This window comes from Mesorhizobium loti (genome assembly GCF_013170705.1).
In the GTDB taxonomy this organism is placed as follows: domain Bacteria; phylum Pseudomonadota; class Alphaproteobacteria; order Rhizobiales; family Rhizobiaceae; genus Mesorhizobium; species Mesorhizobium loti_D.
Genome location: NZ_CP033334.1, coordinates 2,011,966 through 2,025,431 on the forward strand (window position 1 = coordinate 2,011,966; position 13,466 = coordinate 2,025,431).

General features: G+C 64.3%; 15 protein-coding genes. 8 read left to right on the forward strand and 7 right to left on the reverse strand.

Translation table 11 applies throughout. The features are described 5' to 3' along the window. Positions 1 to 20: 20 nt before the first annotated feature. From EB815_RS09870 to EB815_RS09895, 6 genes are all read right to left on the reverse strand, one after another. A complete protein-coding gene (locus tag EB815_RS09870; protein ID WP_056577680.1) occupies positions 21 to 1,457 on the reverse strand; it encodes an MFS transporter in 1,437 nt (478 codons plus the stop codon). Between the two features lie 178 nt (positions 1,458 to 1,635). After that, on the reverse strand, positions 1,636 to 2,121 hold the full coding sequence (locus EB815_RS09875; protein ID WP_056577678.1) for a DUF992 domain-containing protein: 486 nt from the start codon (positions 2,119 to 2,121) through the stop codon (positions 1,636 to 1,638). 164 nt (positions 2,122 to 2,285) lie between these two features. After that, positions 2,286 to 2,762 carry a DUF992 domain-containing protein gene (locus tag EB815_RS09880; protein WP_056577674.1) on the reverse strand — a complete coding sequence of 159 codons (477 nt, stop codon included), beginning with the start codon at positions 2,760 to 2,762 and terminating at the stop codon, positions 2,286 to 2,288. 206 nt (positions 2,763 to 2,968) lie between these two features. Then, positions 2,969 to 3,823: a tetratricopeptide repeat protein gene (locus EB815_RS09885; protein ID WP_056577672.1), complete on the reverse strand. Its 855-nt coding sequence runs from the start codon at positions 3,821 to 3,823 to the stop codon at positions 2,969 to 2,971. Between the two features lie 192 nt (positions 3,824 to 4,015). Next, positions 4,016 to 4,282 carry a 30S ribosomal protein S21 gene (rpsU, locus tag EB815_RS09890; RefSeq protein WP_027056687.1) on the reverse strand — a complete coding sequence of 89 codons (267 nt, stop codon included), beginning with the start codon at positions 4,280 to 4,282 and terminating at the stop codon, positions 4,016 to 4,018. Positions 4,283 to 4,458: 176 nt separating this feature from the next. After that, positions 4,459 to 4,845 (reverse strand): SET domain-containing protein, encoded by a 387-nt coding sequence (locus EB815_RS09895; RefSeq protein ID WP_056577942.1) that lies wholly within the window; start codon positions 4,843 to 4,845, stop codon positions 4,459 to 4,461. A gap of 318 nt (positions 4,846 to 5,163) precedes the next feature. Here EB815_RS09895 and EB815_RS09900 point away from each other — a divergent pair, with 318 nt between their 5' ends. The 8 genes from EB815_RS09900 to EB815_RS09935 all read left to right on the forward strand — a co-directional run bounded on the left by EB815_RS09900 (position 5,164) and on the right by EB815_RS09935 (position 12,955). Beyond that, complete coding sequence (locus EB815_RS09900) at positions 5,164 to 6,417, forward strand: sarcosine oxidase subunit beta (protein ID WP_056577670.1); 1,254 nt, start codon at positions 5,164 to 5,166, stop codon at positions 6,415 to 6,417. A gap of 2 nt (positions 6,418 to 6,419) precedes the next feature. Continuing rightward, entirely contained in the window at positions 6,420 to 6,842 is a 423-nt protein-coding gene (locus tag EB815_RS09905) for a hypothetical protein (protein WP_056577940.1), read from the forward strand. A gap of 11 nt (positions 6,843 to 6,853) precedes the next feature. Then, the gene (locus tag EB815_RS09910; RefSeq protein WP_056577668.1) at positions 6,854 to 7,150 is read left to right on the forward strand and encodes a sarcosine oxidase subunit delta; all 297 of its coding nucleotides are present in this window, start codon (positions 6,854 to 6,856) and stop codon (positions 7,148 to 7,150) included. After that, positions 7,147 to 10,155, forward strand: coding sequence for a sarcosine oxidase subunit alpha (locus EB815_RS09915; protein WP_056577666.1), 3,009 nt, complete (start codon positions 7,147 to 7,149; stop codon positions 10,153 to 10,155). The genes EB815_RS09910 and EB815_RS09915 overlap by 4 nt, the downstream gene beginning before the upstream one ends. Further along, positions 10,148 to 10,732 (forward strand): sarcosine oxidase subunit gamma, encoded by a 585-nt coding sequence (locus EB815_RS09920; protein WP_056577664.1) that lies wholly within the window; start codon positions 10,148 to 10,150, stop codon positions 10,730 to 10,732. Before EB815_RS09915 ends, EB815_RS09920 begins: the two co-directional genes overlap by 8 nt. Positions 10,733 to 10,791: 59 nt before the next feature. Further along, on the forward strand, positions 10,792 to 11,025 hold the full coding sequence (locus EB815_RS09925) for a hypothetical protein (protein WP_081295178.1): 234 nt from the start codon (positions 10,792 to 10,794) through the stop codon (positions 11,023 to 11,025). 78 nt (positions 11,026 to 11,103) lie between these two features. Beyond that, the gene (locus EB815_RS09930) at positions 11,104 to 11,889 is read left to right on the forward strand and encodes a ThuA domain-containing protein (RefSeq protein ID WP_056577662.1); all 786 of its coding nucleotides are present in this window, start codon (positions 11,104 to 11,106) and stop codon (positions 11,887 to 11,889) included. A gap of 16 nt (positions 11,890 to 11,905) precedes the next feature. After that, on the forward strand, positions 11,906 to 12,955 hold the full coding sequence (locus EB815_RS09935) for a Gfo/Idh/MocA family protein (RefSeq protein WP_056577661.1): 1,050 nt from the start codon (positions 11,906 to 11,908) through the stop codon (positions 12,953 to 12,955). A gap of 131 nt (positions 12,956 to 13,086) precedes the next feature. Here the strand turns inward: EB815_RS09935 and EB815_RS09940 are convergent, their stop codons facing one another. Beyond that, positions 13,087 to 13,335 carry a DUF680 domain-containing protein gene (locus EB815_RS09940; RefSeq protein WP_056577659.1) on the reverse strand — a complete coding sequence of 83 codons (249 nt, stop codon included), beginning with the start codon at positions 13,333 to 13,335 and terminating at the stop codon, positions 13,087 to 13,089. Positions 13,336 to 13,466: the final 131 nt, after the last annotated feature.

Below are 13,466 nucleotides of genomic sequence, written 5' to 3' on the forward strand. Positions count from 1 at the left end.
CTCCTTCGATTGAGCCCGCGTCAGCCAATGGCCTCCAGCGGCCGGTTTGCCGCCGATGAGGCCCGCAAGGCCGCCAGGCAGCCGAGAATGCCAAGCGGGACGAAGGCCAGAAACAGCCAGCTCGCGACATTGGCCGCCGCGTCATGGTTCAGCCCTTGCGAAAAGCCGCTGGCATTGGCGACGATGCCGGCGAGAGCCGCGCCCACGGCATAGCCGATGCGCTGCATGGTCGGCACGGCGGCCGAGGCGATGGTCTGTTCGTCGTCCGGGGCGGAGGCGACTATGACGCGGGTCAGGAACGGCCAGGCGATGCCGAAGCCGCCGCCTTGCAGCAGGGCGCAGACCAGGATCAGCGGGATCGAGCCCAGCGGTATCGTGTAGGCGAAGCCGGCGATGCCCGCCGCGATCATCAATGCGCCGCAGACAATGATCAGCCGCTCGCGCTGTGGCGGGGCGTTGGCGACAAGGATCGACAGGATCGACCAGGCGATCGATTCAGCGGCGATGATGTAGCCGGTGGTCAGCAGCGGAATGTCATGCAGGCTGGTCAAGAGCAGCGGTCCGTAGACGCCGAAGGAACAGGTCGCGATGGAAAAGGCCGCGACCATGGTCATGCCCGCGCCCACCGGCGTCCGCCACGAGAACAGCCGCGCCGGAAAAAGCCGCGAGCGCGGCTTCAGCGCGTCGACGTAGAAGAACAGCGCCAGGCCGGCCAGGCCCAGCACGATCAGCAGCGAGGAGCGCAGCAGCGCGATATCGACGCCGGCCGAGGCGATCAGCACCACGGCGACGGCAAGACAGCCAAGCGCGGCGAACGGGAAGGGAGGAGCCTTGCCCGCTCCTGCGATGGGTCGCTTCGCTTCCGGGGTGTTCAACACGAGGAAGCTGGCCAGAGCCATGGCCGTGCCGCCGAACGTGAAGACGCCGAAGGCCCAGCGCCACGACAAAAGCTCGGTCATGATCGCGCCCAGCAACGGGCCGCTGAAGGCGGCGACGCCCCAGATCGCCGACATGATGCCGAAAAGCTGGGGCCAGATGGCGCGTGAAAACAGCCGCTCGACCGAGACGAAGGCCAGCGACACCAGCGCGCCGCCGCCCAGCCCTTCAATCAGGCGGCCGGCGAGGAACAATTGCATGGAAGGCGACGTGGCGCAGATCAGCGCGCCGGCCGCGTAGAGCAGGGCCGCCACCACCATGTTGGTGCGCAGCGCCACATAGCTCACCAGCCGTCCGGCGGCGGCGCCGGCGACGATGGCGCCAAGTTCGTAGATCGCCAGCGACCAGCCGACGAGCTGCACGCCGGCGAGTTCGCCGACCATGGCCGGCATGACGGTGGCCACCATCGTTTCATTGGTGGCATGCAGCAGGATGCCAAGGCTGATGAAGCAGAAGCGCGCCAGATCGCCGCTCGCCCACAATGCACGCCAGTCGACCCTGTTTGTGCTGATTTCAGTCATATCCACCCTATGCTTTGCATATCTCGATCACGGCGTACGGCACCAGAAGCCAGCAAGGCTTTCCGGCAGGACCATGCGCGGCCGTGGTCCCGGATGACGTGCCTATCGAGGTGCCGGTCCGGTCGGGGTGGCTTGTAGGACCTCAACCGCGGTTGAGGACAAGCGGTTTTTCAAGAGGTCAATTCTCGGTGCTGCGCAGCTGGAACTGGCTGACGCCGATGGCGAGATTGACGCCGGTCTGGGTCTGCAGGCTGAGTGGCTGGAGCGTGAAAGCCTGCGAAGAGCCGCCGACCAGAAGATTGGCGCCGGCTCCGACGGCCGCCGTGACTTCCGCGCTGGCGCCAATATAGTCGCCAGCCAGCGCACCGGGCGCGTAGATGTTCTTCAGCGGCGTCAGCACCAGCCATTGCATCACCGCCTGGCTTGTCGTGCCGATGTCGAGGCCGTATTTGTTGACGGCGCCGAAATAGGCTTCCGGCGCGAAGGTCCTGTCGGTCGGGGTGAAGGTGCAGCTGAGGTCCTTGGACGAACCGAAGATGAAGCCGGTGCCGCCTGATATGGCGCATTCAAGGGTGCCGAGTTCGATGCCGCGGTCCTGCGCCTGCGCCGGTGCCACGCCAAGCACGAATGCAATCACGGCAGCGGCGATGGCTGTCTTCGGCATGGCGTTCCCCGAGCGGTTCGGAACCGCTCTATCTTTTTTGACGCGATTCCAGACGGAAAACCGTTTCACACTTTTCCTGGAATTGCTCGAAAAATCAAACGGCGCGGAACCATCCTGTATGGTTCCGCGCCGCAAGGTAGAGAGGAGCGCTTGGCTCCTTGCGATCACTTGAGCGAGTGGATCAGCTGAAGCGAGGTCACAGCCACGGCGAGATTGACGCCGGTCTGAGCCTGGACGCTGAGCGGCTCGAGCATGAAGGCGCTGTCGAAGCCGCCAACGAGCAGGTTCGCGCCGCCGCCGGTGACGACGCTCGCCTCGGCGTTGACGCCGTAGTAGCTGCCGGCAAGGTCGCCGGCATCACGGTCGCGGGTCGCGGCGAAGACCGCCCAGATCAGCTGGCCTTGATGCGTCTGGCCGAGATCGACGCCAAGCTTGGAGATGACGCCGGTGTAAATCTCCGACGGCCCGTGGTGGTAGGGGCGGAAGACGCAGGACACGCCCTTGTTGGAGCCGACGACGAAGGATGTGCCGCCGTCGATGGTGCAGTCGAGCGTGCCGAGCTGCAGCTTGCCGGCGCTGGCCGGGGCAGCGGCGAACACCGTCGCGGCGAGGGCAGCGGCACAGGCGAGTTTCTTGATCATGGGAGCGTCCTTTCGCAATTGCCATTGAATAACGGCTTCAATGGCCAGACCGTTCCGTCGAAAACTTGGCGCGAACAAGGCAAGCGCCGACGGCTTGTCGCGGGGGTTAACGCCGGGTTGCCGCATTGGCGACGATATTCAGCGCGGCGTGTCCTTTTGGACACGCAAACAGCCGCAATGGTTAGCCGGATCTGCCGAAGCCGATGTCAGCTGGCGCCGACGCCGACACGCGACAGACCATCCTTGGCCGGCTGATAGGTGGGGTCGAGGCGCACGGCCTCGCGATAGGATTTCGCCGCCTTGGCCTTGTCGCCGCGCCGCTCGTAGATCAGCGCCTGATTGGCCCAGGCCTCGGCGTTCTTGCTGTCGAGCTTGATGGCCATGTTGAAGTCGGAGAAGGCATTATCCTCGTCGCCCGTCGCCAGGTAGGAGAGACCACGGCCGTTGTAGGGCTCTGCCGCATCCGGCGCCAGCGAGATGGCGGTCGAGAAGTCCTCGATGGCGAATTTGTGCTGGCCCTGGCTCTGATAGATCAGGCCGCGATTGTGGTAGGCGCGGGCATCGGTCGTGTCGAGCTGGATCGCCTTCTGGAAATCGTTGAAGGCATCCTGGGTCCGGCCCGCCTTGCGGTAGAGATTGCCGCGGCCGATATAGGCGGCATCATAATTGCCGTTGATCTGGATCGATTTGTTGTAGTCGTCGAGCGCGGCCGCCTGATTGCCGAGGAAGCGCTGGATAAGCGCCCGGTTCGAGTAGGCCTGGTAGAAATTCGGGTTGAGCTGGATGGCCTGGTTGAAGTCCTTGAGCGCCGCCTGGTACTGGCCGCCGCGGCCATAGGCCGAACCGCGCACATTGTAGCCTTCGGGATCCTGGGGATTGCGCTGGATCACCGCCGACAGCGAGGAGATGTTCTCGCTCGATCCTTGCGCCTTGTCGATGTTGTTGAACTCGCCGGTCGGGCCCGATGTCTGGCAGCCGGCAAGCACCAATCCGGAAAGCAGGGCCGCTGTCAGGGCGAAACCACGCAATGCGGTCCCGCGCTCCACGCTCGTTGCGTTCATGTCTGCCCTGTCCTCACTTGCGCCGTCGTTCAGGTCCGGTTCCCCCCTCCGGGCCGGGTCACAATGTCATAAACTGTCAGAGCGTGATTTGTGCGCCCGGATGGGCGCGAGTCGCTCTAAACAAAAAGGTGGCGGCGATTCCGCATCGCGCCACCTTGGTATCCTTCGAAAAGGACGAAATATTGGCGATGATCAGCGCGGCGGACGCGCTGCACCAGCAGCACCACCGGCAGGAACGGGACGCGGCGTCATCGGCAGCAGGCCTTCGCGCTGAGCGCGCTTGCGGGCCAGCTTGCGAGCGCGGCGGACGGCCTCTGCCTTTTCGCGGGCGCGCTTCTCGGAAGGCTTCTCGTAGTGACCGCGCATCTTCATTTCGCGGAAAATGCCTTCGCGCTGCATCTTCTTCTTGAGCGCGCGAAGCGCCTGATCAACGTTATTGTCGCGGACGAGTACCTGCACGGGCAATCCTGTCTTTCGGGTTTGATATCAACAGGCAAGTGGCCATAGCCACTAGCCTCCGCGGCGGTCGACACCACGAATTGTGGCGGCTGATAGCAGAATCAGGCCGCTCTGTCCACAGTCGAAATGAAGGACGTTTGCCAAATTGCCACGGTAGCGCCGAGATAGGGCGCCGACTACGCCGTGGCCAGGTGCAGTCGCTCGAAATCCTCGAAGAATTCGCCGTAGTCGCAGGTGATCTCCTCGCCGGCGGCGATGTCGCGCGTCGCGGTCGCTCCGCCATACTGCGAAAAGTCGGTGTTCGGCGTCGCCGAATGGTTCATGAAGCGGCCATTGTCGACCTCATAGACCATGAAACCCGGCCGATCAGGGCTCGGATAGGCGTAACGGTCGAGCAACTCCTTGAGAGGCGGGGGTGCGGCCTCGTATTTGTCCATCGGGATCAGCCGGTCGAAATCCGGGTCGAGCCGCCAGATCGAGGCGCCTTTCCGGATCGGTTCGGCGGCGAACATGCCAACGCCCTCGATTGCGCTCGCGGCGACATAGGTTCGGATCAGCATCATGGTTTCGGGACCCGTTTCGACAGGAAACGGAATCGCCAAATCGCGTGGAAAAAGCAAGACCGGCGAGCTGCGTCACTTGGACGAACAGGCCTGTTGGCGGCAAAAACCCTTCACGTCCGGTTGATCGACGGAGGCCGCCGAACCGGCCAATGTCTTGACGTCTCGCATGGGTCTTTTTCGTCGTGGCGCAAAACGGCAAGCGCCGTCGCAAACAGCGCAAGGGTGGAAGCGCTGTTTCGCTAGTGATACACCTCGCGCGCCGGGCCTGACAAAAGCCCGGCTGCAATCCGCGAGATCTGTTGGCGCGAGGCTGGGACGTTGAAAAAATATTCGGTATTCGCCATCGCCCGTGAGGCCATGCGCGGCCACAAGGGCTGGGAGGAGCAATGGTCCTCGCCCGAGCCCAAGAAGGAATACGACGTCATCATCGTCGGCGCCGGCGGCCACGGCCTGGCCACCGCCTATTACCTCGCCACGGTGCACGGCATCACCAATGTCGCTGTGCTGGAAAAGGGCTGGCTGGGCGGCGGCAACACCGGCCGTAACACCACCATCATCCGCTCCAACTATCTCTATGACGAGAGCGCCGGCATTTACGACCACGCGCTGAAGCTGTGGGACGGGCTCAGCCAGGAGCTCAACTACAACGTCATGTATTCGGCGCGCGGCGTCATGATGCTGGCGCATAATGTGCACGACATCCAGGTGCTGAAGCGCCATGTCCATGCCAACCGGCTGAACGGCATCGACAATGAGTGGCTGACACCGGAGCAGGCGAAGGAATTCTGCCCGCCGCTCAACATCTCGAAGGACGCACGCTACCCGGTCGTCGGGGCTGCCTTGCAGCGCCGCGGCGGCACGGCGCGCCACGACGCTGTTGCCTGGGGCTATGCGCGCGGCGCCTCGGCGCGCGGCGTCCATATCATCCAGAATTGCGAGGTCACCGGCGTCAAGCGCGCGCCGAACGGCGCGGTCATGGGGGTCGACACGACACGCGGCTTCATCGGCGCCAAGAAGGTCGGCGTCGTCGCCGCGGGCCATTCCTCGGTCATCATGAACATGGCCGGCGTGCGCATGCCGCTGGAAAGCTATCCGCTGCAGGCGCTGGTGTCGGAGCCGATCAAGCCGATCGTGCCCTGCGTGGTGATGTCCAACACGGTGCACGCCTATATCTCGCAGTCCGACAAGGGCGAACTGGTGATCGGCGCCGGCACCGACCAGTACGTCTCCTATTCGCAGACCGGCGGCCTGCACATATTGCAGCATACGCTCGACGCCATCTGCGAGATGTTCCCGATCTTCACGCGCATGAAGATGCTACGCTCCTGGGGCGGGATCGTCGACGTGACGCCCGACCGCTCGCCGATCCTGGCCAAGACGCCGGTGCCCGGTCTCTATGTCAATTGCGGCTGGGGCACGGGCGGCTTCAAGGCCACACCTGGCTCGGGCCATGTCTTTGCCCACACCATCGCCAAGGACGATCCGCATCCGATCAACGCGCCCTTCACCATCGAACGCTTCCGCACCGGCCGCCTGATCGACGAGGCGGCCGCGGCGGCGGTGGCGCACTGATGATGATGGCCGAAATGGCTGTAGCGATGCCGCTGATGCTGGCGGGGGAACAGGGCATGTTCCATTTGCCGTCGGCGGAAGAGGTGCGGCTGCAGCCGATCACGCGCGCGGGCAACGAGGCGGGATGGCCGTTTTCGGTTGATGAGGGAACGCTTGCCTGTGTGTGGAGCGCCGGCCAGAAAGTTGTGATGTTCTTTGAAAGCCGGCCGAAGGGCCTGGATGAAGACGAAGATTTCAAACCGCGTGGCGTCATCGTCACGACCGACCCCGTGCAACTGACGCTCGGCAACATGGCCAACCGCGCTTTGTTCCGCGCCTCCTCTGATGTCGAGGAGCGGCTGCGGCTCGTCGCGCCGTTCGTGACCATGGGCCAGAAGCTTTGCGACCAACCCCCCGGCGCCCGCGTCGGCCACGGCGAATTGTAGGAACGAACAGAATGCTTCTCATCCGCTGCCCCTATTGCGAGGAAGAGCGTCCGGAACTCGAATTCCGCAACGCCGGCGAGGCGCATATAGCGCGCTCGGCCAACATTGCCGGCGAGAGCGACGACGACTTCGAGAAATTCTTCTTCATCCGCTCGAACCCCAAGGGCATCATCTATGAGCGGTGGCGGCACATGCATGGCTGCGCGCGCTTCTTCAATGCCGTGCGCGACACCGTCACCGACAAGTTCGTCATAACCTACAAGGCCGGCGAACCCAAACCCGCCAAGCTGCCGGGAGTTGCCAAATGAGCGGCGCGTTCCGCATTCCGGGCGCCGGTCGCCTCAGCCAGGCCAAGACCGCGCGGTTCAGCTTCGACGGCCAGTCCCATACCGGCATCGAGGGCGACACGCTGGCATCCGCGTTGCTTGCCAATGGCGTGCATCTGGTCGGCCGCTCGTTCAAGTATCACCGCCCGCGCGGCTTCCTGTCGGCCGGCGCGGAAGAGCCCAACGCACTGGTGCAGATCGTGCGGGACGATGCGCGCAAGACGCCGAATGTGCGCGCCACCGTGCAGGAGCTCTATGACGGGCTCGCCGCCAACTCGCAGAACCGCTGGCCGTCGCTGTCCTTCGACGTCGGCGCGGTCAACGACCTGGCGTCGCCGATGTTTTCGGCCGGCTTCTACTACAAAACCTTCATGTGGCCGAAGGCAGCCTGGAAGAGCCTTTACGAGCCCAAGATCCGCGAAGCCGCCGGCCTTGGTGTTTCTCCGGACAAGTCTGATCCCGACCATTATTCTTCGCGCTACGCGCATTGCGACGTGCTGGTGCTGGGCGGTGGTGCCGCCGGCATCGCGGCGGCTTTGGCCGCGGCCGAAACCGGCGTGCGCGTCATCCTCGCCGACGAGCAGGCCGAGTTCGGCGGCAGCCTGCGTTTCGAGACCGGCGCGAAGATCGACGGACAGAACGGTTTTACCTGGGCTCAAGCGGCGGTGGCGAAGCTCGCCGCCATGGACAATGTCCGCGTGCTCTCGCGCACGACGGCCTTTGGCTACTACGCGCAGAATTTCGTTGGCCTGGTCGAGCGCGTCAGCGATCATTTGAAAGCCCCCGGCCATGACCTGCCGCGCGAGCGGCTGTGGCAGATCCGTGCCAGGCGCGTCGTGCTGGCCTCCGGCGCCATCGAACGCCACATGGTGTTCGCGAACAATGACCGGCCGGGCATCATGCTGGCGGGCGCGGCGCGCACCTTCCTCAACCACTATGGCGTCGCGGTCGGCAGGAATGTCGGCGTCTACACCGCCAATGATTCAGCCTATGCGGCGGCGATCGACCTCAAGAAGGCCGGCGTCAACGTCGCGGCGATCGTCGATCTGCGCGACAATCCGACCGGGCCGGTGATCGACGAGGCGCGGGCGCTTGGCATCGAGATCAATTTCGGCCGCGCCGTGATCCGCGCCGGCGGCAAATTGCGGGTGTCGTCGATGACGGTGCAGCCGAAGAATGGCGGCGGCGAGCGCACCATTCCCGTCGACGCGATTCTGATGTCGGCCGGCTGGACACCCTCGGTGCATCTGTTCTCGCAGTCGCGCGGCAAGGTTGCTTTCAACGACGAGACCAAGCGCTTCGTGCCCGGCATCTATGCGCAGGATTGCGTCTCGGTCGGCGCCTGCAATGGCACCGACGGCCTCTCGGCGACGGTTGACGAAGCCTATGCGGCTGGCACCAAGGCGGCCAAGGATGCCAATGCCAGGAATTATGGAGCGAAGACCGCCAAGGGGACCAAGCCGAAGGTCGACACCTCGGAAAGCTGGTCGCGCGGCATGCTGGGTGCGGCACCCGGCGCCGGGCCGGACACGACGGTAAAGGCCTTCGTCGATTTCCAGAACGACGTCACCGCCAAGGACATACGCCAGGCGGTGCATGAAGGCATGCGCTCGATCGAGCACGTCAAGCGCTTCACCACCAACGGCATGGCCACCGACCAGGGCAAAACCTCCAACATGCACGGGCTGGCGATTGCCGCCGAGACGCTGGGCAAGCCGATCCCCGAAGTCGGCCTGACGACCTTCCGCGCGCCCTATACGCCGGTGACCTTCGGCGCGATCGTCAGCCATGCGCGTGGTCCGCTGTTCGATCCGACACGCAGGACGGCGACGCATCCGTGGGCCGAAGCGCAGGGCGCCGTGTTCGAGGATGTCGGCCAGTGGAAGCGCGCCTGGTATTTTCCCAAGGCGGGCGAAGACATGCATGCGGCGGTCGACCGCGAATGCGTCGCGGTCCGCACGACAGCGGGCCTGTTCGACGCCTCGACGCTCGGCAAGATCGAAGTGGTCGGGCCGGACGCGGCCAAATTCATGGAGCTGCTCTACACCAATCCGTGGGAGAAGCTGGAGCCCGGCCGTTGCCGCTATGGCATCATGCTGCGCGAGGACGGCTTCATCTATGATGACGGTGTCGTCGGCAGGTTGGCGCCGGACCGCTTCCATGTGACGACGACGACGGGCGGGGCGCCGCGCGTCATGAACCACATGGAGGACTATCTCCAGACCGAGTTCCCGCATCTGAATGTCTGGCTGACCTCGATCACCGAACAGTGGGCGGTCATCGCGGTGCAAGGACCCAAGTCGCGCGACATCATCGCGCCGCTGGTCGAAGGCATCGACATGTCGGATGAGGCGCTGCCGCATATGTCGGTGCGCGAAGGCAGGATCTGCGGTGTGCCGACAAGGCTGTTCCGCATGTCGTTCACCGGTGAGCGCGGCTTCGAGGTCAACGTGCCGGCCGATTATGGCCAGGCCGTCTGGGAGGCGCTGTGGGCCGAGGGCCAGAAGCATGGCGCCACCGCCTACGGGACCGAGGCGATGCACGTTCTGCGCGCCGAAAAGGGCTACATCATCGTCGGCCAGGATACGGACGGCACTGTGACGCCGAACGATGCTGGTCTTGACTGGGCGGTCGGCAAGAAAAAGACCGATTTCGTCGGCATCCGCGGCATGGCGCGGCCGGATCTGGTCGCCAAGGGACGCAAGCAGCTGGTCGGCCTGAAAACCAAGGATCCCAAGGTGGTGCTGGAGGAAGGCGCACAGATCGTCGAGGATCCCAAGCAGGCGATCCCGATGAAGATGATCGGTCATGTCACCTCCAGCTACTGGTCGCAGAATTGCGGCCGCTCGATCGCGCTGGCGCTGGTCGCCGGCGGCCGTGATCGCATGGGCGACACGCTCTATGTGCCGATGCCGAACGGGGTGATCGAAGTGGAGGTTACCGGCATGGTGTTCTTCGACGAGACGGGAGGCCGCCTCAATGGCTAAGGCTGCTGCAAAGAAGACGGCTGAGGCCGCATCGCCTTCGGTGGACCGCCGCCCGGCATTGGCCGGTCGCGCCACATCGGCGACCGGCGTGAAGGTTGAAGTGCTGCCGCCGGCAGAGCGCATCTCGCTGCGTGCGCCGGAAGCTTCATTGGCGGCGCTTTCGAAGGCGCTTGGCCTGACCTTGCCGAAGAAGCCGAAGACCTCGGTGTCGAAGGCGGGCCGCACCGCTCTGTGGCTCGGCCCCGACGAATGGCTTGTCATCGACGAGGCAGGCAAGGATCCGCTAGCCGATTGCGCAGGGGTTGCCGCGCTGCATTCGGCGGTCGGCATCTCGCACCGCAACGTCGCGATCTCCGTCGCCGGCCCGGCCGCCGAAGCCGCGATCAACTCAGGCTGCCCGCAGGATCTGTCGCTCGAAGCCTTCCCGGTCGGGGCGGCGTCGCGCACCATCCTGGGCAAGGCCGAGATCGTGCTGTTGCGCACCGCCGATGACGCCTTCCGGGTCGAGTGCTGGCGTTCCTTCTCGGACTATGTCTTTACTTTCCTCTCCGAGGGAGCCCGCGACGCGGCTGGCTGATCCGGAACGTTTTGCCGCCCGCGTCCGTTGTGCGGCGACAGCTCGAGGGAGAAACGCCGATGCCGTCGAAGTCCGCGCCGAAGTCGCCGCAGCCCAAAGCCAAGACCGCGGCGGTCCGCTCGCTCGAACATGAGCGGCGTGAGGCCGACGCCGAAGAGGAACTCGAGGAAGGCCTGGAGGATACTTTTCCGGCCAGCGATCCGGTGTCGATCACCAGCTCGGCTATCCCCGGCGCGCCCGCCAAGCCCGGCAAGGCCAAGACCGTGCCTGGCCGGAAAACCCGCAAGCCCTGATTTCCCGTAATTTTGGTCGCGAGGCATCTTCCCAAGGCCTCTGTGGATGCGATATTCAAAGCGCTTTGGAGAGGGAAAATGCCGATAAAAGCTGTTGTCTGGGGCGAGAACGTCCATGAGCAGACCAATGCCGCCGTGCGCGACCTCTATCCACTGGCCATGCATGGCACGATTGCCGCGGCGCTCAACCAGGACCAGGGCATCGAGGCGACCACCGCAACTCTGCAGGAACCTGAACACGGTTTGAGCGAGAAGCGCCTCGCCGCCACCGATGTGCTTCTGTGGTGGGGGCATGCCGCGCATGGCGAGGTCAAGGACGAGATCGTCGAGCGGGTGCAGAAGCGGGTCTGGGAAGGGATGGGGCTGATCGTGCTGCATTCCGGCCACTACTCGAAGATCTTCAAGCGCCTGATGGGCACGCCCTGTTCGCTGAAATGGCGCGAGGCCGGCGAACGCGAGCGCGTTTGGGCGATCAACCGCGGCCACCCGATCGCGCAAGGCATCGGCGAATGCCTTGAGATCGGCGAAACGGAAATGTATGGCGAGCCGTTCGCGGTGCCGGAGCCGCTGGAGACGGTGTTCATCTCCTGGTACGAGGGTGGCGAGGTGTTCCGGTCCGGGCTGACCTACCAGCGCGGCGCGGGCCGCATTTTCTATTTCTCGCCCGGCCACGAGACCTATCCGATCTATCACAATGAGGGCGTGCAGCAGGTGCTGCGCAACGCCGTGCACTGGGCACACAATCCGGCGCCCGCATGGTCGGGCATCACCAATGCGCCCAACGTGCCGACGGACAAGGCCAAGGAGAAGATCGTGCAGAAGGGCCTGCGCCTGCATGCCGATGGCGACAAGGGGCTTAGTTGATTAGAGGTCTGGGCTGATGCATCGACTTCTCCTGCTCGGCACCGGCGGTATTGCCGGGCATCATGTCGAGGAATTCGCAACGTTACCCGGCTGCATCATCGTCGCTTGTGTCGATCAGGTGCCGGGCCGCGCGGCTGCATTCGCTGCTGCAAACAATATCGGCGACTTTTTCGAGAGCCTGGAGGCGGCGATCGCCTGGGGCGCGTTCGACGCCGCCATCAACGCGACGCCGGACGGCGTGCACAAGGCAACGACGCTGGCGCTGCTGGCCGCCGGCAAGCACGTCTTCTGCGAAAAGCCGTTGGCGCCAAACCATGCCGACGCGCTGGCGATGACGGAAGCGGCCGAGGCGGCCGGCGTCGTCAACATGGTCAACCTGACGTACCGCAATTCGCCGGCGATCCAGGAAGCGCGGCGCATGGTGCAGGCCGGGAAGATCGGCGAGTTGCGCCACGTCGAGGCGAGCTACCGGCAGAGCTGGCTGGTCAGTAAATCCTGGGGCGATTGGCGGGTCGAGGACAAATGGCTGTGGCGCCTGTCGAGCCGGCACGGTTCGACCGGCGTGCTGGGCGATGTCGGCATCCACATCCTCGACTTCGCCACCTATGGCGCCGCCCAGGATATCCTCAGTCTGCATGCCGATCTGGTGACGTTTCCGAAGGCCGAGGGCGACCAGATCGGCGACTACGTGCTCGACGCCAATGACAGCGTGGCGATGACGGCGCGGCTGACGTCCGGCGCACTCGCCACGATCGTGGCGAGCCGCTACACGACCGGACATGCCAATGATCTGTCGCTGGCGCTGCATGGCACCAAGGGGGCCGTCAAGGTCGAGACCGACGGTAAAATATCGAGCCTGTCGGCGTGCCTTGGCGCGGATGTCGACCAGCAGCGTTGGCGCACGCTGGCGCCGCCTGACGTCAAGCGCAACGCGCGCCGCTTCGCCGATGCGCTGGATAGCCGGCAGAACGGCGATCCGTCCTTCCGGCGCGCCGCCGACATGCAGAGGCTGATCGATGCCGCCTTCGAGAGTTCAGCCGCCAAGCTGCCGATTACAACAGGCTGACATGGCCTCCCGACCGGCTTGTGCCGGCCAGGCGCGCTTCGGCGTAACTCTCTGTTTGGACGCAATTCCCAAGGGCAAGCGCTACGCGCTTGTCCCGGGAAAACCGCTGCACACTTTTCCTGGAATTGCTCTTAGAACGTGCTGGGCACGATCCAGGGATTGATGCTGATGCCGAGGCGCGGGCCCTTGTCTTCGGCCTTGTTTTCCGTGGCGGCCTTCTTCTCGACCGAGCCGGTCGATGCGCAATCGAGCTTCACATTGGTCCTGGTGTCGATGCAGGTCGTGGCCGGCAGGTGCTTGACCGGCTGGGGGGCACCGGCGGCGAAGGCGGAGCCGGAAAGGGCCAGCACTGCGGCGAGGGTGAGGAGCGTCTTTTTCATCGTCAGTCTCCGATTTCGACGGTTGAATTTTTTTCCGTACATGTACGCTATTTCGTACAAATACGCCCGCCGATCGCGAAGTTCAAGTCAAGATCGTACGTGTACAATAAATCTTTTGGTAACCAAGAATC